This is a genomic window from Spongiivirga sp. MCCC 1A20706, assembly GCF_046524175.1.
Taxonomy (GTDB): Bacteria; Bacteroidota; Bacteroidia; order Flavobacteriales; family Flavobacteriaceae; genus Spongiivirga.
This window is the reverse complement of the sequence record NZ_JBEFZF010000003.1, coordinates 155,745-178,203: the sequence shown is the minus strand read 5'-3', so window position 1 is coordinate 178,203 and position 22,459 is coordinate 155,745. Positions and strand designations below refer to the sequence as shown.

The window sequence follows — 22,459 nt, the reverse complement described above, 5'->3', positions numbered from 1 at the left end:
CAGCATGTTGCAAGTCGACATTATTGAACGTTGCAAACAGAACGACCGTAGGTCACAAATGGCATTGTACAAGCAGTACTGCGATGCCATGTTCTGTGTAGCGAATCGTTTTCTTAAGAATACTCACGATGCTGAAGATGTAATGCAAGAATCTTTTGTAAAAGCATTTCAAAAATTACATCAGTTTACAGGAGAAGTAAGCTTTGGAGCTTGGTTAAAGCGAATAGTAGTGAATAAAAGTATCGACAAATTAAGAGCCGAACAAGAACGATGGGTCCAAATTGACGATATGCCACTTTCAATAGCTGATGATAACGATTGGATGGTTGAAGAATCTTTAACCATTGATGAAGTAAAGTCTGCCATTGAAAAACTTCCAGAAAAGTATAAATATGTGGTCATGTTATACTTGATGGAAGGTTATGACCACAGCGAGATTTCTGAAATACTGCAGATTTCTGAAACCGCTTCACGAACGCAATTAATGAGAGGAAAGTTAAAGCTTAGAGAACTTTTAAAGCATAAAAGAAATGGGACAGGATCTTAGAAAAATGTTTGAGAAAGATGCCGAAAATAGCAAGTCTCAACTTGCTGAAGGCCATGAGGATCGGTTTTTAGAGCGGTTAGATACTGCACTACCGGAAAGTACAAAAAGGAATTATCCATTTTTGTGGTTGGCTGCATCGGTTGTGATTTTGGTTGCTTTAGGTGTTTGGTATCAAGTGAGTCAACAATCAACGATTCCTATGGAAACGAAAATTGTTAAAACGGATTCACAGGAATCAAATGATCTTTCCTTAGGCGATATTTCTCCAGATTTAAAAAAGATTGAAAATTATTATGTTTCGAATATCAATTATCAACTCTCACAAGTAGAAACCGATGAGGAGACCGAAACATTATTTGATTCTTATATGAGTCAGTTAAATGAACTAACTGAAGAACGTAAGGTATTGAATAAAGAACTTAATGAGTTTGGTCCCAACGAATTAATTATTGGGGCCCAAATAGATAATCTTCAAAAAAGCTTGCAGTTGTTGTTAGATTTAAATGAAAAGATTAAGGAACTTAAAAAATCAAAAAATGAACAATTCACTAATAAAACAATTTAGTGCAGGTATAGCATTTTTGCTACTAAGTTGCACTAGCCTGGCACAGGAGACTAAAACCTATAAAGAAGGTTTTGATGTTAGTAAAGATGTTACACTTAATGTGAATACCACCCATACAGATGTACAGTTTGAAACTTGGGATAAAGACCGTGTTGAGATCGTAGCAACTATTACGGTTGAGGATATGGATAAGGAAGAAGCCGAACGCTATATTAAAAACTGGAATTTTGATGCAAAAGGGAATAGCAGAGAAATAGACATTAGCTCAGGAAGAGGTTCTGGAAGATCTTCTTTTCCTTTAGCGGTATCAACAACTGGTTATAATGGAAATGATTTTTCGTTTAGGGTATCTCCTGATTTTCCCGGCCATTTTGATGTTGAACCATTACTAGGTATTATAGACGAAATGCCGCCAATGCCCTTCGTATATTCAGGGAAGAACAAATTTAGTTTTGATTATGAAGCGTACAAGAAGGATGGCGATAAGTATGTTGAAAAATGGAAGAAAGAGTATAAGGACAAATACGATGAAGAATGGGAGGAAAAAATGGAAAAATGGGCAAAGCGATTGGCTGAACGGAAGGAACGTCTAGAAAAGAAAAAGAGTGAGTATGCAGAACGTAGAAAAAAGTTAAAAGAAAGACGAGAAAAATCTGAAAAAGAGCGGGTTATTGCTATCGAAAAATTAAGAAGCAGTACAACGCTTCCAAGAGGTAGTGTTATCTGGTCAGATGGTGGGCAAAATTCGTTTTTCCGAATTTATGGTGGTAAGGATGATGAGAATAATGCCAAAGTAAAAAAGACAATTATCATCAAAATGCCTAAAGGCACAAAGCTCAATATGAATGTACGTCATGGTGAGGTGAAAATGGCAAACGTATTAAGAAATATTAAAGCTAATTTGTCACATAGCAGTTTACTTGCTGAAGTGATTGATGGTGATAAAACAGAAATTAAGTGTTCGTACGCTCCGGTTATCGTTGATAACTGGAACGGCGGGCAGCTTAACGTAAACTATATAAAAGATGTACAGCTTAAAACGGTAAAAGAATTAAAGTTATTGGCAAAATCATCAGATGTGTTAATTAACGAAGTTCTAACTGATGCCTTTTTATCAGCAAGAGGAGGAACGTTAAATATTGACAAAGTAGACCCTAAATTTGAATCGTTGCTAGTTGGTTTAGAAAATACCGATGCGGTCATAGTGTTGCCAAAAACTTCTTATGGTTTTAAATATCAGGGAGAACGCAGCAGAGTGGACTATCCTGAATCTATGAAGTTAGATGAGAAACAGTCGTGGAACACTATCTATCTGCTAAATCAAAATAGTAATAGCTCTCAAAATAAGATAGTAGATGTCAACGCTAAGTACAGCAAAGTGGTATTAAAAAACCAATAAGCCTATGAAAAGACTTTTACTTTTTTTTCTTCTTATCAATGTGAGTTGGATTAGCACTGCATCAGAAAATTTGATTGCGGTTTCTGTATTTATTGAAAATAGAACTATTCATAAATTTGAAAAAGGGCTTATACAATTCGATAAAGAAAAAGGATTAGTTTTCTCCGTTTCCGGTAATACCGATAATGAATTTTTAATACCTCGGGGAAAGTATGATGTAAAATTTGAATCTAAGGAATTTTCGTCTTGGGTAGTAAAACCGAAGCGAATTAATAAGAAAAACAATAGCATTAAGGTTATACTTTTCCCAAAAGAAAACCAGCTTAAGATTGATTTTGAAAAATCAATGTTTATTCAGGAAAGTAACGAGTTCATTGTTCATTCATTAATAGGAGAGCATAACAACTTAAGCGATTTTAGGGAAAAATATGATATAGGGTTTAAACTGGAAGCCTGCATGATCGACCCATTTTCAATGAAAAAGGCTAGAGAGCAAAATTTAAAACTAGCCCGACAACTAACTGAAAAATATGGCGATTCTTGGAAGAAAGATTTGCCACTTAAGCCTTTCGGTTTGTAAGTAATTACGTTAACAACACCTTACTTTTCCCTTTTCTCCTCACCATTTCTCACTATAAATCATAAGGATAAATACTTTAATATTTGGGGAGTCTTCTTTATTTAATACAGTACTTCTACTCTTGATTTAACCTCCATTCTGCATCTAATTTTGTGAGGTTCACGGGCTCAATCAATGAACTAGGCGCAAACCGAAAAGCCGATTAATAGAGTAGGCATCATTTAAATCAACCAATCATGAAAATGGACCAATGTACCTATGACCTAGGTACCGAAATTGTCGATGGGTGTGATCAGTGTAGAACGTCAAGGTTCAAAACACATCATACTATCCGACTGGGAGCTTTCCGTCTTGTTATCACAAGAAATTATCAGATAAAGACCTGTTTTGAAGGCTTCGCTCCTGGAAATTTAATCAATGCGTTTAGCTTACTACCTGGCGAAGAACAGGAGGTGGAAATCGTAAGAAGATCTAAGTATTCAAAAGCACTACATGAAGAACGATCTGTAGAAAGTGAGTTTGAATCAGAACTGCAAAATACCATGAGAGTAGAATTAAATAGTAGTCAAGATTTTAATTTTACTCAAAGTGCAGGGGGCGGATTTAACTTCTTTGGATTGTTCGGAGGTGGGGCAGAAGTCACTGCTGAGCAGGACTTCAGTTTCGACCAAAGTTTTTTTAATGAAGTAATTGCAAAAACTTCATTAAGCGTAAGTCGTAAATACGACGTTGCAATCGATATTAAAACAGAGGTAGAAAATCGGTTTAGATCATTGCGGAAGATTAAGAATCCTAATGACTGCAAGGTAGTCACCTATTTCTTTAAGCAATTGCATAAGAAATACAGTTTTGAAGTATCATTATTGTCTGTTAAATTTGATATTGTACGTGTTTTACCACCAATATTTGGAAACCGATCTCCTTTTATTTTGAAGCAATTAGCTGTTAGTGATAATCAGGAGATTCTTCCAGTTAAAACACTAGAACTTGCTGATGTAGGAAGCCGAAATCTGGCAGCGAGTAACATAGCAAGTTCAGCTACATTTGCTACTGCTGCGGTTTCTGCAGCACGACCTTCTAAAAATGTAAGCGTTTCAAGATCATTTGAACAGTTAAATCCAAGAGAAGAACGTCAGTTTTTAGAACTTGATGATGCGTTGTTAAACAATCGATTTGCAGTATTAAATGTGCCAACCAAATCGAAGAATGCGATTTTAAGACGTATTAAAGCAATTAAAGACAGTAAGTTTAATAAACCAAGAGTGGTTCATAAAACTGAGTATTGCGTTCGAACTCATAACGTTATTGCTGAGCCAAAAGTTTCAGAATGCTCAATATGCGATTGCGGGTGTGCCGATCACAAAGATCCTGATTTAAGAAAATTAGAGATTGAGAAACTGCAAGTAGAGATCGACCTACTTAAAAAACAACTAAACGATTAGAAAACTAAGCGTTTTGGTTTGAAGCAACAGGTGCTTGTATTGGGTGATAGCAGTATAAGTACCTGTTTATTGTACCGGAAAGTTGAAATAGGTCTTGGGAAAAGGTTCATCGGTCAATGTAAAGTGCCACCACTCGGTGCGTAAAGGCTTAAAGCCTTGTTTAATCATAGCTTGTCTTAGTATTAACCTGTTTTTTTGTTGTTTTTTTGTTATCTCGGTATTAGAAGGCCAGGATTTTTTACTGAAAAAATCCCATGGTGTACCCATATCGACCTCGTTTCCGCTAGCATCTACCAGGGTAAGGTCAACTGTGCTGCCTCGACTATGTCCCGATTTACTGGCAATGTAACCACGTTTAAATAATCTTGATTTTGGTTCGTTAGGATAATACTTGGCTTTCATCTTTGTATCTGATAGATTTCTTGCCCAACGAACAAAATGATCCACCGCTTGTTGGGGTCGATACGCATCAAATATTTTCAGGCCATATCCTTTTGATTTCAAGTCTGCTTGCACTTTTTTAAGTGCATTAGTTGCTGCTGTGCTAAGTATGCAAACATCATCTTTGTAACCATCAATAGTTTCACCAACGAAATTGTCATCTTGGCAATATCGAAGTTCTAAAACTATATCCGGAATCTTATTTTTTACATAAGTAAACCCTGTTGGGAGTTGCTGGCCTTTTAATTGGATTGCAAATAAAAATAAGATAAAAAGAAAACGATTCATACGCTAAGATTGAATTTTAAATATACAAAGACCCCAAAGGTTTCAAAACCTTTGGGGTCTATTATGTGTTTTAAAACAAACGATCTATATTCTAATGAATTCCCTTTTTTAATAACTCTGGATACAACTTTTGAAAACGCTTTAAGCGCGGTATTGATACATTACGGACATAAGGGTTATTTGGGTTTCTTTTTTCATAATCTTGATGATATGGCTCTGCATTATAAAATTTTTCGAGCTCCAATATCTGCGTAGTTATTGGTTTGCTGAATATTTTTTCATCCGTCAGCTTTTTCATGTAATTCTCAATGATCCTTTTTTCCTTTTCATTGGTATAAAAAGCTACAGAGCGATATTGTGTACCACGATCAGGTCCCTGTCTGTTTAAAGTAGTAGGATCATGCGATCCAAAAAATACTCTTACCAAAGTTGCAAAGCTCACAATATCGGGATCATAATAGATTTCGACGCTTTCTGCATGTCCGGTGCGTCCTGTACCAATTTGCTCGTACGTTGGATTTTTGGTGAGTCCACCTGCATAACCAGAAATCACTTCTTTGACCCCCTCGACACTTTCAAAAATTGCTTCAACACACCAAAAACAGCCACTAGCAAAATATGCTTTGCTATACTTGCTTAAATCTTGTTCAGTATCAACTTTAATTACTTCAGCATTATCTTTAGAGGCTGTGCTATAAATGCAGCTTGAAGAAATTATTAAAACAAAAAATAAGGAACTTAGTTTGAGATTTCGCATATCAATTTTATTTAAAACGATAGTCGAAACTAACTAAATTCCTTACGTTAGGATGTTTAAAAAGCGTTAAGATTCGCTTTCGTGCATTTTCTTGGTGATAAAGAATGAAGCTAAAAGCCCGAGTCCAGCAAATAAGAAAATGGCTCCTGGCATTGCAATTTCTTCTTCAAGCCCACCATATTCATACATCATGCCACCTACGAAAATACCTGCACCAATACCAACTAACAGTAAAGCTAGATTCAATACGATCATTTTGGTTGATGAGAATCCTTTTTTTCCTCCGTAAAAAATAGAAGCGTCTGCTCCTTTTTCAATAAGTGCCATACGTTCTTTATTTCTAGCCGTTACAAATAAATAGTAAATTCCGAATATGGTTCCGAAAAAAACAGGGATGATTACAAGTTCTGAGTGTATCATAATAATTCGCTTTAAGATTAAATTTTGATTTGTTTGCTTCTTATGACGATACTTTTTTGGAAAGGGTTACAAAAAGTTTAAAAAAAATATTTTTTTATCCTTTAAAAGGACAAATTGTTGCCCTAAGTTTATTTTAAGATTGCCATGTTTCCTTGTTTTTATGACCCCAAAAGTATGCAGATTCAGATTTAGAAACTTTTTTGTAACCAACTTAATGTGCGTATCGTCTTATTGCTAAACTATGACTAACGAAGACGACCAGTTTTATATAACCAAGATTCTTGAAGGCGATTCAAGTTACTATACCTATCTAGTAAATAGATATAAAAATTTGGTTTATAGTATAGTATTGCGAATGCTAAAAAATGAAGATGATGCGCATGAAGTGGCTCAAGATGTTTTTGTCAAAGTATATACTAATCTTGCCAGTTTTAAAGGTAAATCAAAGTTTAGTACTTGGATATACAAAATTGCTTATCATAAGTGTTTAGATGCATTAAAAGCCAAAAAAAGAAGTTTTGATACCATATCAATAGACGATGTTTTTGATATTAATACAGATGCTGTTGATAATGCATTAGATATGTTAGAAAAAGAAGCACGAAAGAAAACCATAATGAATGCAGTCATGTCTTTGAAAGAAGATTATGCGACGATCTTAACTTTGTATTATTTTGAAGAGTTATCTTTGAAGGAGATCACTGAGGTGGTTGGAAGCACCTTAGATAATGTTAAAATAAAGTTGTACAGAGGACGTAAACAGTTATTTACAATATTAAAAAAAGCACTAGACCCAGAAACACTTGCTATTTATGAAAAAGGATCAGAATGAGAAGATAGACAGCGCGAGCAAAAAAATGTTTAAAGAAACCGGACTTCAATTACCGGATAGCAACTTTGAGTTTAAAGTAATGCAGCAAATTCAAAAATTGCCTATTCCGGGAACAATTTCGTATAAAGCACCTTTTAGTAAGTGGGTAATACCAATTGCAGTTATTTTTATTTTGGGAACTATTTTAAGTGTTATTGCTTTGGGTACGGATGGTAGTTCATCACTTATCGATAAAATACCAAAAGTAAGTTTCGATAACCTAACCTTACCATCAATACAAGTACCCAAGTCGGTAATTTTTGGTTTATTGGCTTTTATAGCGCTAGTATTTGCCCAAGTTCCATTATTAAAAAATAGTTTTAAGCAACAGTAGGACTGTTTATGAATACCAAAGATTTCCAGGAGTTTTTAAAATCACTTACTAGCGGAATCACCTATGTAATCGATAAGACTATTCCATTTTCCGATTACGTTGTACTTGATTTGTCCAAAAAAAATCAAGAGCTTGAATCTGTAAACCTATCTGACCCTTACGAAATGCAGTCATATATTATTGATTTGTTATCTAGAAAAAAAGGGAAGTTGGCCTTTGGCGGATATAATGAACAGCGCGTTTTATATAAAGATAATGCACAGTTTAATGGTGCGGTTAAAAGAGATATTCATTTAGGTATAGATCTATGGATCACTGCCGGAACGAAAGTGTTAGCTCCATTAAGTGGGATAGTAGAAAGTTTTGCAAACAATAAGATGATAGGGGATTACGGACCAACGATTGTTTTAAGACATGAGTATGATGAAGTAGTATTTTTTACTTTATACGGGCATCTTTCAACATCATCATTAGATAATTTGTACATAGGTAAGCAATTCGACGCAGGCGATGTAATTGCCACATTAGGCAAGCCAGAAGAAAATGTAAATTATGCGCCACATCTACATTTTCAAATAATTAGAAATTTAGAGGGAAACATAGGTGACTATCCGGGTGTATGTTCGTCAGAAGATCGGTTATTTTATTTAAATAATTGCCCCGATCCTAATTTGCTGTTGAAAATCAATTAGCTAGAAGGCACTATTTCTTTTTCTGTAAAATCAATCCAAAGATTGTCCCCGCTACTAAACCTAAAGGAATTGCCGCTAGTGCTGATTGTTTAATAGTAGACTCAAGGGTATAAAAACTTTCTGCCATTTTTTGTGTCATTCCTCTTTCAACACCAGCTTTAATAGCATTATTAAAATAATCTGGGGAAATATAACTAAAGGTTACATATTGCACGATGGGTGAAAAAATAGCAACTATGGTACCAATAATTGCTCCTGAAACCACCAACTGCTTCCAATCCATAATACCATTATAATCAAGATCTCTTTTTTCTTTTAAAGCGAAGAAATAGACAAGTAAGGCAGGAATACCAAATGACATGGCATAAATGGGATACATTCCTACTTTTTCGTCGTGCCACCCCATACTTTTTTCGAAGTATGCCCATAGCACGGCTAAGACGGATAGTACGGCGCCCCATTTTATTTCGGTAGTTATTCTTTTGATCATTTTATTTAGGTGAAGGTTTAAGGGTAAAAGGTAAAAATAGGTTTCAATTCCACTTAACCGAACATTTTATAATTCCGTATTTTTTTTGCCGACTAAATACTGTCTATTGCAGACTAGTTCCCCGGTTGCTTTAATTCAAATCCCTCTTTCGCTTTAGCCTCATCTACCATTTTCTTTACATCTGCTAAAAGTCGTTTAGCATCATATATAATGCCATCTTTAATGGTGTATTTTACACCACCAACACGAACGACTTCATTGTCTTCTGTCAATCTGATAGCTCCTGTACCATATAGTACTTTAAAATTTTTCAGAGGGTTTTCTTCTACGACAACAAAATCTGCCATTTTTCCTATTTCTATTGATCCTATTAGATTATCCATCTTCAATGCTTCTGCACCATTCAAAGTAGCGGCCCTGATTACTTCTAGCGGATGAAAACCAGCTTCTCGAAGTAACTCCAATTCACGTATAAATGCAAACCCGTATAGCTGAAAAATAAACCCTGAATCAGAACCTGCGGTAACGCGACCGCCTCTGTTTTTATATTCGTTGATGAAGGTCATCCATAGTTTAAAATTACGTTTCCATGCGATTTCTTGTTCTGTTCCCCAATCGTGCCAATACGAACCATGAGATATTTTACTGGGTTGATAGAATTTCCACAACGAAGGTAAAGTATAGTCTTCATGCCATTCTGCCCTTCTTGCGCGATGTAAATCGCGACTTGCTTCGTAAATATTGAATGTTGGATCCAGTGTAAAATCCAATTCAATTAATTCGTTCATGACTTTGTTCCAATGCTCAGAATAAGGTTTTGCAGCCTGTTCCCATAATTTTCCGGCCTCTTCAAAACGATGTTGCTCGTTTTGATAGTTATAATCTAATGGGTAATCTTGTACAGTTCGGTCATCAAATAGTGCTTCTGGTAAACCATACCAATGTTCCATACTGGTTAATCCAGCTCTAGCCGAATGTAATACATTCCATCTAGCGACACTCATTTGGGCATGATGGCAGGCAGAACCTAATCCTAACTTTTTGTTTTCATCTAAAGCGGCAGTCATTATTTCTGGTTCTGCACCAAAAAACTTGATTCCGTCAGCACCCTTCTTTGCGTTATTTCTCACCCATTCTCTAGCCTGTTCGGGAGTACTTATGGGGTCTTTACTTCCTTGTCCAAAGCCTGTATATGCAATAACTCTAGGCGCTACAATCTTATTTTTTTTGCTCAGCTTTTTCAGGTTCAATGTCCAATCAAGCCCACGGCCCGACGGCTCTCTTACTGTTGTTACCCCATGTGCCATCCATAGTTTAAAAACATATTCTGAATCTGCTCCTTGAGCCACCCCTCCAATGTGTCCATGCATATCAATAAAACCAGGCAGCACATACATTCCCTTACAATCAATTTCTTTACCACCTGATTGTAATTTAGGCCTTTTGGTATCATCTATCTGTACACCTGGAAATCCAACAGTTTTAATAGCTACAATCTTTTTGTTTTCCACCACAATATCGACCGGACCAATGGGTGGAGCTCCGTTGCCGTTAATTAACATAGCGCCACGGAGAATCATTTGATTAAAAGGTCCATCACCTAAGTAGGTGTCTTGAGATTTGACAGCAGTGATTATAAACAGTGTCAATACTATAAAAAGTATGTACTTTTTTACCATGGCTATTTAGTTTAGTTTTCCGTTGGAACATCAATATGGTTACCAAGAAAAATGGCATTTAAAAATAGGCGATTGGTGCCGTACCAGGAACCGCGAAAGTTAGGATTATCCGCAAACATGACCACACGGCCGCGACCAACAGGGCTTACAATTAAAGAGGCTGATTTTGCAACGAAGTGATCCATATTTTTTTTTGTGACAAACCCATCAATGTGTGCGTTTTTACTGTACTTAGAAACAGTGGCGTATTCACTTTTGCTTGGTTTTAACCATATAGTATTGTTCTTGTATACAGGTAAGGTACCACTTGTATAGCCAAATGCTATCGGGTGTGTTACATCAATATCTGTACTTAAAATAACACCGCCAACCTGCTCTTTTCCGATGTTTTCTCCTGCTTCGATATATGGTTTACGCTCGACCGCTTTGGTGCTGTCTTTTTTATGTTTTATTATTGATTCTTTTACTATTTTCTTATCAATAACCCATTTTGAAGCCCCAGCTATTGTTATTAATGTATTGCCTTTTGAAATCCATTTTTTGATCTTTTCCTGTTGCTTTTTATCTAATGACCCATAAGAACCTGAGACCATTACCAATGTATTGTACTTGTCTAAACTTCTTCTACTAAAATTGCGCATTGGTATTTTGGTGATTGGCATATGTACTCTGGTATCCATTAGATGCCAAATTTCTCCAGCCTCATAAGAGCGGACACCATCCCCAATTAACATAGCAACTTTTGGTTTTTGTACCGCCGCCATCCATCGACTTCCTAAATCAACACCTTTTGTACTATAGCCTGAAGTGGTTGAAAACATTGGGATATTGTGCTTGCGCTGAGCTTTTTGAATGATGGCGAATAGCGAATCTTTACTTATACTTTGTTTACTTACTGGCACCAACAACGAGCCTTGATTAAAAGACTGTTTACCTTGATTGGTATTGATAGTAAACGGTTTAAAGGCTGTCGATATGTTGGCACCTTTTTCAAGAAGATAGTTTAAAACAGCAGGCGCATTATAGTCGTTTCCATCAATAAGATACATGTACTTGGCCTTCTCAATTGGTTTGATATTGAATAACCCATTGGTTGAGGTTACTTGATTGCCTAGGCTGGGAACTCTAGTTGATGAACGATACTTCATGTTATAAAAGTTGGCTACTGACCATGCTGAGGCATCATAATATACGCTATCACGATATTGCGAATAGGTTTCGAACATAGTTTGTACCATTCTATATTGATCTTGGTCAGTTGGCACGATATATTCTCCTTTCGCATTCGACTTATATAACTTAATTCGATGTAGTAACAACTTATCAACAAATGCTTTGGTCCTATTTTGATCTTTAGCATCCCCAAAGGTGTATGATCTTATTTTGCTTTTAGCTGCATTTTGAAGTCCGCTTTTAAAAAACCTTTGTTGGTACTTGTAAAGGGTGGCTTTATTTTCAACAGCAGCCTTTACCGTCGTCATACTTGAGATATATTGATTTCGAATAGTAAATGGGAATGTGACTTTACCATGTACTGTTTCTTGCACATGACCTCGAGAACTAGCCTGTTCAAATAAAATTCCTAATCCCCCTTGAAGGTCAGGATAAGATGAACCATAACCCGGATAGGTGCCATCAAATACCTCTTTGGTAAAGTAAAGACTCCCAATGTCATCCAATGACTTTGCAAAGTACTCACCAAATAGGTTATTTAAATCTTCATAATTCTCTTTTGGCATTATTGGATCCTTAGAGGCATTGATCTTCATGGGTTCAAAAAAATAGGTGCTGTTGGTTCCCATTTCGTGAAAATCGGTCACCACATTAGGATACCACTCGTGATACCAATTTAATTTGCCTCTACTTTCTGGGTTGATACCAAGTAACCAGTCCCTATTCAAGTCAAACCAATAATGATTGGTTCTACCGCCTGGCCAGTATTCATTATGTTCGGCATCAAAGGGATCTGAAACTAACGGACTACCCTTATACATGTTAGCCCATTGTGTGTGTCGATCACGTCCATCAGGATTAATAGTGGGGTCAACAAAAATTACCGCATTTTCACGATATTTTTTTATTTCGGGGTGTTGGGAAGCCACTAAAGTGTAAGCAGATAACATAGCAGCCTCAGAACTCGATGGTTCGTTGCCATGAACATTGTATCCAAGGTTTACAAAAATAGGAACGTCATCATAATTAGTGATAGTTTGCGCTGTATTGGTGAATGCCAAATGTTGTTTTTTAATTGTAGCTAGATTCCGAAGATTTGCTTTGCTCGTAATGGTTAAGATGATCAACGATCGGCCTTCATGCGTTTTACCATATTCAGAAATCGAAGCTCTGTCACTAATTTCTGCTAACTTTTTAAAATAGCTAACGATCATATCATGACGCGTATGTTGAAATCCGATAGGGTAGCCTAAAAATTCTTCTGGAGAAGGGATTTCTGTATCAAAAGGGGCATAATTTTTAAAGAAATAATTTTGTGAATACAGTGTTGTGCTTATCAGCAATAACAAACTGACTAAAAAAGTCTTTAGCATTGGTGTGGTGGTGTTGATTAATTAGCAGCTTAAAAATACGGCTTTCTTCAATAATCCTAAACGCATTTTGGTAAATAAAAAAGCCGGCATAATAGCCGGCTTTTCTTTCACTTTAATTAAATATTATTTACTCATCAACCAGAACCCACTCACCTTTGTTAATAAGAGGTTCAGCTTGCTTGTACTTCACCGTTTTCTTTTCTCCCGACATGACATGCGCTATGGTGACCCTATCGTTACGGCCTATTTTAGGCTTATCACGAACAATTGTTTCTACCACCTGTTGTCTTTGCCCTGCACCTTGTCCAGCTTGACGATTTCGTGCCGCCATTTCATCACTATTTAGTACTTCTTCTTTTGAAGTTTGTACTTTTTCACGACGATGGGTTTGTCTTGCCTCTTGAATTTGGTTTGGGTTTTGAGTCGGTAATTCACCTTTAAACAAGAATGAAATAACGTCTTTATTTACCTTATCGATCATTGTTTTGAATAACTCGAAGGATTCGAATTTATAGATCAACAGTGGGTCTTTTTGCTCATGCACAGCTAATTGCACGGATTGTTTTAACTCGTCCATTTTTCGCAAATGAGTTTTCCATGCATCATCAATAATCGCTAATGAAATATTTTTCTCGAAATCAGCAATTAATTGTTTTCCTTGAGAATTGTATGCATTTTCAAGATCGGTAACAACGTTGAGCGTTTTAACACCATCAGTAAATGGTACTACAATTCGCTCATATTTACTGTTAGGATCTTCATACACATTTTTGATTACTGGGAAAGCAGTAGTCGCGTTGCGCTCCATTTTTTCCTGGTAATGAGCATAGGCAACGTCATATACTTTAGAGGCAATATCCTGAACATTTAAGCTCTTTAACTCATCTTCAGAAATCGGCGAGCTAATTGAGAAATAGCGAATAAGTTCAAACTCGAAATTCTTAAAATCGTTAGCAAGCTTATTTGTTTCGGTAATTAATTCAGAAGTATCGTAGATCATATTTGCAATATCTACACTTAGTCGATCTCCAAATAATGCATGATGTCTACGCTTGTATATTACCTCTCGTTGCGCATTCATTACATCATCATACTCTAATAAGCGTTTACGAATACCAAAGTTGTTTTCTTCGACCTTTTTCTGGGCGCGTTCAATAGACTTAGTCATCATTGAATGTTGAATCACTTCCCCATCTTCAAGTCCCATACGATCCATCATTTTAGCTACACGTTCTGATCCGAACAGTCGCATTAAGTTATCTTCTAATGACACATAAAATTGCGAGCTTCCGGGGTCTCCTTGACGGCCTGAACGACCACGTAATTGTCTGTCAACGCGACGAGAATCATGGCGCTCGGTCCCAATAATGGCTAAACCACCGGCTTCTTTAACTGCATCAGATAATTTAATATCGGTACCTCGACCTGCCATATTGGTTGCAATGGTTACCATACCTGCCTTACCAGCATCGGCGACAATATCAGCCTCTTTTTTGTGCAATTTTGCATTTAATACATTATGCGGAATTTTACGAATAGTCAACATTCGACCTAATAACTCAGAAATTTCTACCGATGTGGTACCAATAAGTACTGGTCTGCCTGCATTTGATAATGCGGTCACCTCTTCAATCACCGCATTGTATTTTTCACGTTTCGTTTTATAGATTAAATCTTCACGATCATCACGAGCAATAGGTCGATTAGTAGGGATTTCTACCACATCTAGTTTATAGATTTCCCAGAATTCACCAGATTCCGTTACAGCTGTACCTGTCATACCGGATAGCTTGCCGTACATTCTAAAGTAATTTTGAAGCGTTACCGTAGCAAAGGTTTGTGTGGCTGCTTCAATTTTTACATTTTCCTTAGCCTCAATCGCTTGGTGCAGTCCGTCACTATAACGACGACCGTCCATAATACGACCGGTAGATTCATCAACGATTTTCACCTTGTTATCCATAACCACATACTCAACATCTTTTTCGAATAGGGTATAGGCTTTTAACAACTGGTTCATGGTGTGAATGCGCTCACTCTTCACTGAAAACTCCTTAAACAGTACTTCTTTAAGTTCTGCTTCTTTTTCAGCCTCCAAGCCTTGGTTTTCAATAGCGGCGATTTCTGTACCAATATCTGGCATGATAAAAAAGTCACGGTCTTCATCTCCCGAGAGTTCATCAACTCCTTTATCAGTCAATTCGATTTGGTTATTTTTTTCATCAATCACAAAAAGTAAGGCCTCATCAACCTTTGGCATTTCGCGATTGTTATCTTGCATATAAAAGTTCTCGGTTTTTTGGAGTAATTGCTTAACGCCTTCTTCACTTAAAAACTTAATTAACGCTTTATTTTTAGGCAGTCCTCTGTATACACGTAGTAGTTGAAAACCACCTTCTTTGGTATCTCCTTCTTTTATTAGTTTTTTAGCTTCTGCCAAAACTCCGGTTAGATACTGCCGTTGTTTTGTTACAATACTTGCAATACGCGGTTTTAATTCGTTAAACTCATGACGATCTCCCTGCGGTATGGGTCCGGAAATAATTAACGGAGTACGTGCATCATCAATTAAAACAGAATCTACTTCATCGACAATGGCATAGTTGTGTTTACGTTGCACCAGATCATTAGGTGCATGTGACATATTATCACGTAAATAGTCAAAACCAAATTCATTGTTGGTTCCATAGGTAATATCAGCATTATACGCTTTTCGGCGATCTTCAGAATTTGGTTGGTGGTAGTCGATACAGTCAACACTTAGCCCATGAAATTCGAAAATAGGCGCCATCCAAGCGCTATCCCGTTTTGCCAAATAGTCATTTACCGTAACTAAATGAACACCGTCGCCAGTCAGTGCGTTAAGATATACAGGAAGTGTGGCCACAAGAGTTTTACCTTCACCTGTTTGCATCTCAGCAATTTTTCCTTGGTGCATTGCAATACCGCCTATTAGCTGTACGTCATAGTGTACCATGTCCCAAGTAATGGCTTTTCCCGCAGCATCCCAACTGTTACTCCATATGGCATTGTCGCCATCGATTGTTACATTTTCCTTTTTTCCTGAAATCTCTCTATCAAAAGCTGATGCGGTTACTATAATCTCTTCGTTATTAGCAAAACGTTTAGCTGTTTCCTTCACTACGGCGAAGCCTTCCGGTAGAATTTCGTTTAAGACCGCTTCAGAAGCTTTGTATGATTGTTCTTTTAGTTGATCTATCTCAGTATAGATATTTTCTTTTCTGTCAATATCTGCAGTCTCAGATTCTTTTTGTAGTGTGGCTATCTGATCGTTAAATTCTTTTCTAGCTTCAGCGATCTTGTTTTTAAACTCAACAGTTTTAGCTCTAAGTTGATCGTTAGATAATGATTCTATTGCAGGCTCAAGTGCCTTTATTTTATCAACCAGCGGTTGAATTTCTTTAATGTCTTTCTTCGATTTGTCTCCAACAAATACCTTTAAAAGGTTGTTTACAAAACTCATGCTCCTTTATCTTATATCAGGTTTAAAATTAAGCAAAAAAAAAGCCTCAAATGAGACTTTTTCAGCTTTTAGTGTTTATTTAATATTCATCCTCATTCCAAAGATAATCTTCTTCTGTAGGATAGTCTGGCCATATTTCTTGTATCGATTCATAAGAATCGCCCTCATCTTCAATTGCCTGTAAATTTTCAACAACTTCTAAGGGAGCTCCTGTTCTAATTGCATAGTCAATAAGCTCGTCTTTTGTTGCCGGCCAAGGGGCATCACTTAAATAAGATGCCAGTTCTAGAGTCCAATACATAGCGTATTTTTTAAAATTGTTGCAAAAATAATTTTTTATGCGAAAAAGTCAAGTAAATAATACTCGAACTCGTAATTATTTATATGAACGTACAAATGAGGTTGTTTCAATGAATTTTTCTTAATTAAATGGCTATAAATCTAAATATTTGATAATGAATTTAGAGTTTTTCCGGAACCCATTTTACCTCATTTGCGCCCAAATCGTGGGACAATTTCCGTGCCAACACAAATAAGTAGTCAGATAGACGGTTAATAAATGACAAAGATGAAGGGTCAAACGGCGAAATTTCATATAATTGAGTAGCCATGCGCTCCGCTCTGCGGCAAACGCATCTGGCAATATGACATAATGACACTGTTTGATGTCCTCCTGGTAATATGAAGTGTGTCATTGGAGGCAACGATTCGTTCATTGTATCAATTTGCTTCTCGAGGTACACAATGTCATTTTCCGATATTTTAGGAATATTCAGACGTTCTTTACCGCTTTTAAGAATCGCTTTTGCGGGATCGGTTGCCATAACCGCTCCTACAGTAAATAATTTGTCTTGAACGTATTCTAACACCTGCTTATGACCAGTATCGATCTCTTGATCTCTAATAAGTCCTAAATGGCTGTTAAGTTCATCTATTGTGCCATAAGCCTCTATACGAATATGGTGCTTTGGAACTCGGGTACCGCCAAATAGAGCGGTAGTACCTTTATCACCGGTTTTGGTATATATTTTCATTTTTGGATGAGGTTTTAACTATAAGATGTTGGATTTTTAATCTAAATTCTGTTTTCCGAATTATACTTACTCTTTCAGACTACTAATGATCACTTTTAACTTCAACAAACCTTCAACAGATCACTACTCATCACTTGTTTCTTTTTTGCGCTGATAATAGTTTTTTCTGAAATTTCTTCCTTTTCGATTATACAATCGTTTTTCATTATTCTTATTGTTTCGAATAACTAAGATAAAAAGCGGAATAATTACTAAAGCCCACCACATAATTCAAATTCGTTTAATTAAATATAAGTTATTTAAACGCGGATAGCAAAATGCTGTTTTGGTTGCTCTTTTCTAACAAAAAGTAAACCAAGATAAAAAGTGTCAACACTTACCGAAACTGTCTCCAGTTGTATCAGTTGATTCCACAATAGTCGCCTAGATTTAGATTGATAAGGATCTTTAATGATCATGTAGGAGTCATTGTCAAATTGTTCTAACAGATTTTCTACCTCATTTATCTTGCAAAAACTGTCTTTTAAGAAGACGTATTCTGTTGTGTTGAAATAATTAATCACCTTTTTTGCAATTCGAGTACTTTTTGGCACTTCTTTATTTAATCTTTTGTCTTTTTCATTTAAACATTTTGTAACCAAATCGTACACAAAAGGCGAATGAACTCCATGTTTACTTACAGATTTGGCTAAAAATTTTAAATATAGATACGTATGCGAATTAAACATCAGCAACTTTCTGAGTTTGTAACCGTTGTAATTCCCTATATCGTTCGGCGACCCCAAGTGCATTTAGATAACAGACTATATACCCTTTTTTACCATCTAAAATTCCTAATCTGAAAATGTAGTGATTAACAAATTTGTAGGCTGGTTTTATTATGCGATGGAATAGTGTTGGTTTCTTGCCTTTAGTAAATAGTTCTTTAGCCCGAAGTCTGCCATAGCTCAGCATTTTTTGTTTGTACGATTCGTAATCATTGTATGAGTAATGAATTAGCTTGTGCTTTAACTTTCCTATATTACCATCTACACTGAGCGTTTCATGTACTAAGCGTTCTGCTACATATGAAGCTCTACTTTTTTTAAAAAGTCGAAAAATCTTATCAGTTTGCCAACCACTAAAATGAAGTGGCTTTTTACAAAACATGAACTTTCTGTAAAAATAGTAAGCGTCGTCAGCTTCAGGTTTCACTATGGTCTCTACTATTTCTTTCTGGAGAGCAGGTGTAACACGTTCGTCTGCATCTATGAAAAGAATCCAATCGTTAGAAGCCTTTTCAATAGCGAAGTTTCGTTGCGATGTGTAGTCATCAAAATGCCTTTGATATAATTGTACCGCATCAAGTTTTTTGATAGCTTCTACGGTCCCATCACTACTGTATGAGTCAACAACTATAAGCTCATCAGCAAATGATAAATTGACTAGTACATCGTTTATATGCGCAATCTCGTTATATACAATTAATAATGCAGATAATTTGTGCTTACTCAATACGGGTATCTTTATTTTTAAACGCTAACACAGTTTTGATTGTATTTGCGTGCCCAAAAATACGTATTCCTTTTAGATAGCTACATCATATTCGCGCAACGCATCATTAAGAGATGTTTTTTTATTGGTGCTTTCTTTGCGTTTACCTATTATTAACGCACACGGTACATTATAATCACCAGCGGGAAACTTTTTAGTATAGCTTCCTGGAATCACGACTGATCTTGCTGGTACAAGTCCTTTCAATTCAACTGGACTATCTCCCGTAACATCAATAATCTTGGTAGATCCGGTAAGTACCACATTGGCACCTAACACGGCTTCACTTTCTACACGAACACCTTCTACAACAATACAACGCGACCCAATGAAAGCATTATCTTCAATAATCACCGGGGCAGCTTGCAAAGGCTCGAGTACACCACCAATACCAACACCACCACTCAGGTGCACATTTTTTCCTATTTGTGCGCAACTCCCTACTGTTGCCCAAGTATCAACCATGGTTCCTGCATCAATATGAGCTCCAATATTTACATAACTTGGCATCATAATGACACCTTTGGAGATGTATGCCCCATGTCTGGCAACGGCATTGGGTACAACACGTATTCCTTTTTCTTCATACCCTGATTTTAATGGAATTTTATCATGATATTCGAAAATACCAGATTCTAATGTTTCCATTTTTTGAATTGGGAAATATAGGACAACTGCTTTTTTCACCCACTCATTTACCTGCCAACCGTTATTCGTTGGTTCAGCAACGCGAAGTGTTCCTTTATCTAAAAGATTAACAACTTCTCTAATAGCATTTATGGTAGTGGTATCGGTAAGCATGCTTCTGTCATCCCATGCTTTTTCTATAATTGATTGTAATTCGGTCATTAAATATGATATTTAGGGCAAATATAACTGCATTAGTTGAATTCTTAAAAGCATTCAAATAGCTTAAAATTGTAAATGTATGGTTCATAACATTTCAGTTTACGAATGGTATATTCTTAACTTTATCTTTAGTTGTTTTTCCGTAATTAGTAGCCACTATAACTGCTAATGTCGGCTAGATTAGAACCTATTTAATAATCCATGAACCTGTGTTATAATATGGTTGGAATATCCTATTTTTGCCAAAATTTTTAGAATGTCACGCATTGTTGCTATTGATTACGGGGTAAAGAGAAGTGGTGTTGCGGTTACTGATGAATTACAACTTATAGCAAGTGGATTAACAACAGTACCAACCACAGATTTACTCACTTTTTTAAAGCAATATCTGGCTGAAGAATCAGTTTCAATTGTGGTTATAGGTGAACCTAAGCAAATGAATAATGAAGCCTCAGAAAGTGAAGTGCATATTCAGGAATTTATTAAAAAGTTGAAAGAAGCCATTCCTATGATTGAGATAGCAAGAATAGATGAGCGTTTTACATCTAAAATGGCATTTCAAACGATGATCGATAGTGGTTTAAAAAAGAAACAAAGACAGAACAAAGCGTTGGTTGATGAAATTAGTGCGACTATCATTTTGCAGTCGTATCTGGAAAGTAAATAACATAAACGCAACAAACTAAACAACATGATATTACCAATAGTAGCATATGGAGATCCTGTATTAAGAAAGAAAGCTACTGATATTAATAAAGAGTATCCCAAACTTGATGAGCTGTTATCAAATATGTGGGAGACGATGTATGGCGCTCATGGTGTTGGATTAGCAGCACCACAGATTGGCCTACCTATTCGATTATTTATAATTGATGCTTCACCTTTTGCCGATGATGAAGAACTATCTGCTGAAGATCGAGAACAGTTAACCAATTTTAAACAAGTTTTTATTAACGCCGTCATAGAAGATGAAAGTGGGGAGGAATGGGCTTTTAATGAAGGTTGTTTAAGTATTCCGGACATACGTGAAGATGTTTTTAGAAATGAAGACTTGACAATCACATATTATGACGAGAATTTTGAAAAACATACACAAGAATTCTCAGGTATTGCAGCTCGTGTTATTCAGCATGAGTATGATCATATTGAAGGCGTCTTATTTACCGATAAGCTTTCGGGACTGAAAAAGCGATTACTAAAGGGAAAGCTAAGTAACATATCAAAAGGAAAAATAAAAGTCGACTATAGAATGCGTTTTCCCGCGGCAAAAAAGGGAAGATAATAATTTCATAATTTGAGAATATGGCATTAGATAAAATATTAAGTATTACTGGAAAACCCGGGTTATTTGAGTTAAAGACCCAGACAAGAACAGGTTTTGTGGCAGAATCGTTACTAGATGGCAAACGCATTACCGTAGGTATGCGTAGTAACGTTAGTTTACTAAGTGAGATTGCTATTTATACCTATAGCGAAGAAGTCCCCCTACGAGAGGTTTTTCAGAAAATAATGGATAAAGAAAATGGGGAGCCAACTGCTGTAAAACACAAAGATGATAAGAAAAAACTAGAGGCCTATTTTAGCGAGGTGCTTCCAGAATATGATGAAGATCAAGTGTATGCAAGTGATATTAAAAAAGTAATACAGTGGTATAACTTATTGCAATCTAAAGGTATGATGGATTTTTCTGCACCGGAAGAAGATGAGCAGAAGGAAGAAGCCAAATAAAATTTATGAATTCTAGGCAAAAACAGCTCAAAGCCATTGATCGCTTGCTTACCATTATGGATGAGTTGCGAGAAAAGTGTCCATGGGATAAAAAACAAACCATGCAAAGTCTTCGGCATCTAACCATTGAAGAAACGTATGAGCTGGGTGATGCTATTTTGGATAACGATCTGGAAGAAGTTAAAAAAGAACTGGGTGATTTATTACTCCACATTATTTTTTATGCCAAGATAGGAAGTGAGACCAATGATTTTGATATCGCTGATGTAGCCAATAGTATTTCGGAAAAACTAATTAGTCGCCATCCTCATATTTATGGAGATGTTGAGGTTGCAAATGAAGAAGATGTAAAACGCAACTGGGAAAACCTCAAGTTAAAAGAAGGAAAAAAGAGTGTTTTAGAAGGGGTGCCTAAAAGCCTACCAGCTTTGGTCAAAGCCAATCGAATTCAAGATAAAGTAGCGGGTGTTGGTTTTGACTGGGAGGCTCCAGAGCAGGTTTGGGAAAAACTAAAAGAAGAATTAGCCGAATTTCAAGATGAGGTAAAAGCAGGAGATCAGGAAAAAATGGAAGCGGAATTTGGTGATGTATTATTCTCAATGATCAACTATGCAAGGTTTTTGGAGATTAACCCCGAAAATGCATTAGAGCGAACAAACAAAAAATTCAGTAAGCGTTTTCAGTATTTGGAATCAAAAGCAAAGTCAATAAACAAAGACTTAAAAGATATGACCTTGGCAGAAATGGATATTTTCTGGGAAGAGGCAAAGCAGTTATAAC

24 protein-coding genes are annotated in these 22,459 nt (G+C 36.3%); 12 read left to right on the top strand and 12 right to left on the bottom strand.

Annotated features, from left to right (window positions below; genetic code table 11):
- Positions 1–4 precede the first annotated feature (4 nt).
- The 5 genes from ABN763_RS08710 to ABN763_RS08690 all read left to right on the top strand — a co-directional run bounded on the left by ABN763_RS08710 (position 5) and on the right by ABN763_RS08690 (position 4,533).
- Positions 5–547 carry an RNA polymerase sigma factor gene (locus ABN763_RS08710; RefSeq protein WP_410485069.1) on the top strand — a complete coding sequence of 181 codons (543 nt, stop codon included), beginning with the start codon at positions 5–7 and terminating at the stop codon, positions 545–547.
- Positions 531–1,112: a hypothetical protein gene (locus tag ABN763_RS08705; RefSeq protein WP_410485068.1), complete on the top strand. Its 582-nt coding sequence runs from the start codon at positions 531–533 to the stop codon at positions 1,110–1,112. The genes ABN763_RS08710 and ABN763_RS08705 overlap by 17 nt, the downstream gene beginning before the upstream one ends.
- Positions 1,084–2,511, top strand: a complete 1,428-nt coding sequence (locus ABN763_RS08700; protein WP_410485067.1) for a hypothetical protein — start codon at positions 1,084–1,086, stop codon at positions 2,509–2,511. The genes ABN763_RS08705 and ABN763_RS08700 overlap by 29 nt, the downstream gene beginning before the upstream one ends.
- 4 nt (positions 2,512–2,515) lie before the next feature.
- Positions 2,516–3,091: a hypothetical protein gene (locus ABN763_RS08695; protein WP_410485066.1), complete on the top strand. Its 576-nt coding sequence runs from the start codon at positions 2,516–2,518 to the stop codon at positions 3,089–3,091.
- 236 nt (positions 3,092–3,327) lie between these two features.
- A complete protein-coding gene (locus tag ABN763_RS08690) occupies positions 3,328–4,533 on the top strand; it encodes a hypothetical protein (protein WP_410485065.1) in 1,206 nt (401 codons plus the stop codon).
- A gap of 66 nt (positions 4,534–4,599) precedes the next feature.
- On the opposite strand, the gene ABN763_RS08685 is transcribed toward ABN763_RS08690, so the two are convergent.
- The 3 genes from ABN763_RS08685 to ABN763_RS08675 form a co-directional block, all read right to left on the bottom strand.
- A complete protein-coding gene (locus ABN763_RS08685) occupies positions 4,600–5,262 on the bottom strand; it encodes a M15 family metallopeptidase (RefSeq protein WP_410485064.1) in 663 nt (220 codons plus the stop codon).
- A 91-nt stretch (positions 5,263–5,353) separates the two neighbouring features.
- Positions 5,354–6,019 carry a peptide-methionine (S)-S-oxide reductase MsrA gene (gene msrA, locus ABN763_RS08680; RefSeq protein WP_410485063.1) on the bottom strand — a complete coding sequence of 222 codons (666 nt, stop codon included), beginning with the start codon at positions 6,017–6,019 and terminating at the stop codon, positions 5,354–5,356.
- A gap of 66 nt (positions 6,020–6,085) precedes the next feature.
- A complete protein-coding gene (locus ABN763_RS08675; RefSeq protein WP_410485062.1) occupies positions 6,086–6,439 on the bottom strand; it encodes a DUF6249 domain-containing protein in 354 nt (117 codons plus the stop codon).
- Positions 6,440–6,680: 241 nt separating this feature from the next.
- Here ABN763_RS08675 and ABN763_RS08670 point away from each other — a divergent pair, with 241 nt between their 5' ends.
- From ABN763_RS08670 to ABN763_RS08660, 3 genes are read left to right on the top strand one after another with little or no spacing between them, the layout of a single operon-like run.
- Positions 6,681–7,271: an RNA polymerase sigma factor gene (locus ABN763_RS08670; RefSeq protein ID WP_410485061.1), complete on the top strand. Its 591-nt coding sequence runs from the start codon at positions 6,681–6,683 to the stop codon at positions 7,269–7,271.
- The gene (locus ABN763_RS08665; protein WP_410485060.1) at positions 7,252–7,644 is read left to right on the top strand and encodes a hypothetical protein; all 393 of its coding nucleotides are present in this window, start codon (positions 7,252–7,254) and stop codon (positions 7,642–7,644) included. The genes ABN763_RS08670 and ABN763_RS08665 overlap by 20 nt, the downstream gene beginning before the upstream one ends.
- Before the next feature lie 8 nt (positions 7,645–7,652).
- Entirely contained in the window at positions 7,653–8,336 is a 684-nt protein-coding gene (locus ABN763_RS08660; protein WP_410485059.1) for a peptidoglycan DD-metalloendopeptidase family protein, read from the top strand.
- Between the two features lie 10 nt (positions 8,337–8,346).
- On the opposite strand, the gene ABN763_RS08655 is transcribed toward ABN763_RS08660, so the two are convergent.
- From ABN763_RS08655 to ABN763_RS08615, 9 genes are all read right to left on the bottom strand, one after another.
- Entirely contained in the window at positions 8,347–8,826 is a 480-nt protein-coding gene (locus tag ABN763_RS08655; RefSeq protein ID WP_410485058.1) for a DUF4199 domain-containing protein, read from the bottom strand.
- A 113-nt stretch (positions 8,827–8,939) separates the two neighbouring features.
- Positions 8,940–10,505, bottom strand: coding sequence for an amidohydrolase family protein (locus ABN763_RS08650; protein ID WP_410485057.1), 1,566 nt, complete (start codon positions 10,503–10,505; stop codon positions 8,940–8,942).
- An 11-nt stretch (positions 10,506–10,516) separates the two neighbouring features.
- Entirely contained in the window at positions 10,517–13,051 is a 2,535-nt protein-coding gene (locus ABN763_RS08645) for a M14 family metallopeptidase (RefSeq protein ID WP_410485056.1), read from the bottom strand.
- A gap of 127 nt (positions 13,052–13,178) precedes the next feature.
- Complete coding sequence (gene secA / locus ABN763_RS08640) at positions 13,179–16,535, bottom strand: preprotein translocase subunit SecA (RefSeq protein ID WP_410485055.1); 3,357 nt, start codon at positions 16,533–16,535, stop codon at positions 13,179–13,181.
- A 79-nt stretch (positions 16,536–16,614) separates the two neighbouring features.
- Positions 16,615–16,836: a DUF2795 domain-containing protein gene (locus tag ABN763_RS08635; protein WP_164029274.1), complete on the bottom strand. Its 222-nt coding sequence runs from the start codon at positions 16,834–16,836 to the stop codon at positions 16,615–16,617.
- Between the two features lie 160 nt (positions 16,837–16,996).
- Complete coding sequence (locus tag ABN763_RS08630; protein WP_410485054.1) at positions 16,997–17,569, bottom strand: cob(I)yrinic acid a,c-diamide adenosyltransferase; 573 nt, start codon at positions 17,567–17,569, stop codon at positions 16,997–16,999.
- 299 nt (positions 17,570–17,868) lie between these two features.
- A complete protein-coding gene (locus ABN763_RS08625; RefSeq protein WP_410485053.1) occupies positions 17,869–18,297 on the bottom strand; it encodes a hypothetical protein in 429 nt (142 codons plus the stop codon).
- Positions 18,290–19,063 (bottom strand): glycosyltransferase family 2 protein, encoded by a 774-nt coding sequence (locus tag ABN763_RS08620; RefSeq protein ID WP_410485052.1) that lies wholly within the window; start codon positions 19,061–19,063, stop codon positions 18,290–18,292. Before ABN763_RS08620 ends, ABN763_RS08625 begins: the two co-directional genes overlap by 8 nt.
- A 72-nt stretch (positions 19,064–19,135) precedes the next feature.
- Positions 19,136–19,951 (bottom strand): 2,3,4,5-tetrahydropyridine-2,6-dicarboxylate N-succinyltransferase, encoded by an 816-nt coding sequence (locus tag ABN763_RS08615; protein ID WP_410485051.1) that lies wholly within the window; start codon positions 19,949–19,951, stop codon positions 19,136–19,138.
- A 256-nt stretch (positions 19,952–20,207) separates the two neighbouring features.
- Between ABN763_RS08615 and ruvX the strand changes: the two genes are divergently transcribed.
- From ruvX to mazG, 4 genes are read left to right on the top strand one after another with little or no spacing between them, the layout of a single operon-like run.
- Positions 20,208–20,618 (top strand): Holliday junction resolvase RuvX, encoded by a 411-nt coding sequence (ruvX, locus tag ABN763_RS08610; protein WP_410485050.1) that lies wholly within the window; start codon positions 20,208–20,210, stop codon positions 20,616–20,618.
- 24 nt (positions 20,619–20,642) lie between these two features.
- Positions 20,643–21,233, top strand: a complete 591-nt coding sequence (gene def / locus ABN763_RS08605) for a peptide deformylase (protein ID WP_410485049.1) — start codon at positions 20,643–20,645, stop codon at positions 21,231–21,233.
- A gap of 20 nt (positions 21,234–21,253) precedes the next feature.
- The gene (locus tag ABN763_RS08600; RefSeq protein ID WP_410485048.1) at positions 21,254–21,679 is read left to right on the top strand and encodes a DUF5606 domain-containing protein; all 426 of its coding nucleotides are present in this window, start codon (positions 21,254–21,256) and stop codon (positions 21,677–21,679) included.
- 5 nt (positions 21,680–21,684) lie between these two features.
- A complete protein-coding gene (gene mazG, locus ABN763_RS08595; protein ID WP_410485047.1) occupies positions 21,685–22,458 on the top strand; it encodes a nucleoside triphosphate pyrophosphohydrolase in 774 nt (257 codons plus the stop codon).
- Position 22,459 lies beyond the last annotated feature (1 nt).

Excerpts from the sequence above, each read along its gene's own strand:
- ABN763_RS08710 (WP_410485069.1), top strand. The coding sequence starts at position 5 with ATGTTGCAAGTCGACATTATTGAACGTTGCAAACAGAACGACCGTAGG.
- ABN763_RS08705 (WP_410485068.1), top strand. The coding sequence starts at position 531 with ATGGGACAGGATCTTAGAAAAATGTTTGAGAAAGATGCCGAAAATAGC.
- ABN763_RS08700 (WP_410485067.1), top strand. The coding sequence starts at position 1,084 with ATGAACAATTCACTAATAAAACAATTTAGTGCAGGTATAGCATTTTTG.
- ABN763_RS08695 (WP_410485066.1), top strand. The coding sequence starts at position 2,516 with ATGAAAAGACTTTTACTTTTTTTTCTTCTTATCAATGTGAGTTGGATT.
- ABN763_RS08690 (WP_410485065.1), top strand. The coding sequence starts at position 3,328 with ATGAAAATGGACCAATGTACCTATGACCTAGGTACCGAAATTGTCGAT.
- ABN763_RS08685 (WP_410485064.1), bottom strand. The coding sequence starts at position 5,262 with ATGAATCGTTTTCTTTTTATCTTATTTTTATTTGCAATCCAATTAAAA.
- msrA (WP_410485063.1), bottom strand. The coding sequence starts at position 6,019 with ATGCGAAATCTCAAACTAAGTTCCTTATTTTTTGTTTTAATAATTTCT.
- ABN763_RS08675 (WP_410485062.1), bottom strand. The coding sequence starts at position 6,439 with ATGATACACTCAGAACTTGTAATCATCCCTGTTTTTTTCGGAACCATA.
- ABN763_RS08670 (WP_410485061.1), top strand. The coding sequence starts at position 6,681 with ATGACTAACGAAGACGACCAGTTTTATATAACCAAGATTCTTGAAGGC.
- ABN763_RS08665 (WP_410485060.1), top strand. The coding sequence starts at position 7,252 with ATGAAAAAGGATCAGAATGAGAAGATAGACAGCGCGAGCAAAAAAATG.
- ABN763_RS08660 (WP_410485059.1), top strand. The coding sequence starts at position 7,653 with ATGAATACCAAAGATTTCCAGGAGTTTTTAAAATCACTTACTAGCGGA.
- ABN763_RS08655 (WP_410485058.1), bottom strand. The coding sequence starts at position 8,826 with ATGATCAAAAGAATAACTACCGAAATAAAATGGGGCGCCGTACTATCC.
- ABN763_RS08650 (WP_410485057.1), bottom strand. The coding sequence starts at position 10,505 with ATGGTAAAAAAGTACATACTTTTTATAGTATTGACACTGTTTATAATC.
- ABN763_RS08645 (WP_410485056.1), bottom strand. The coding sequence starts at position 13,051 with ATGCTAAAGACTTTTTTAGTCAGTTTGTTATTGCTGATAAGCACAACA.
- secA (WP_410485055.1), bottom strand. The coding sequence starts at position 16,535 with ATGAGTTTTGTAAACAACCTTTTAAAGGTATTTGTTGGAGACAAATCG.
- ABN763_RS08635 (WP_164029274.1), bottom strand. The coding sequence starts at position 16,836 with ATGTATTGGACTCTAGAACTGGCATCTTATTTAAGTGATGCCCCTTGG.
- ABN763_RS08630 (WP_410485054.1), bottom strand. The coding sequence starts at position 17,569 with ATGAAAATATATACCAAAACCGGTGATAAAGGTACTACCGCTCTATTT.
- ABN763_RS08625 (WP_410485053.1), bottom strand. The coding sequence starts at position 18,297 with ATGTTTAATTCGCATACGTATCTATATTTAAAATTTTTAGCCAAATCT.
- ABN763_RS08615 (WP_410485051.1), bottom strand. The coding sequence starts at position 19,951 with ATGACCGAATTACAATCAATTATAGAAAAAGCATGGGATGACAGAAGC.
- ruvX (WP_410485050.1), top strand. The coding sequence starts at position 20,208 with ATGTCACGCATTGTTGCTATTGATTACGGGGTAAAGAGAAGTGGTGTT.
- def (WP_410485049.1), top strand. The coding sequence starts at position 20,643 with ATGATATTACCAATAGTAGCATATGGAGATCCTGTATTAAGAAAGAAA.
- ABN763_RS08600 (WP_410485048.1), top strand. The coding sequence starts at position 21,254 with ATGGCATTAGATAAAATATTAAGTATTACTGGAAAACCCGGGTTATTT.
- mazG (WP_410485047.1), top strand. The coding sequence starts at position 21,685 with ATGAATTCTAGGCAAAAACAGCTCAAAGCCATTGATCGCTTGCTTACC.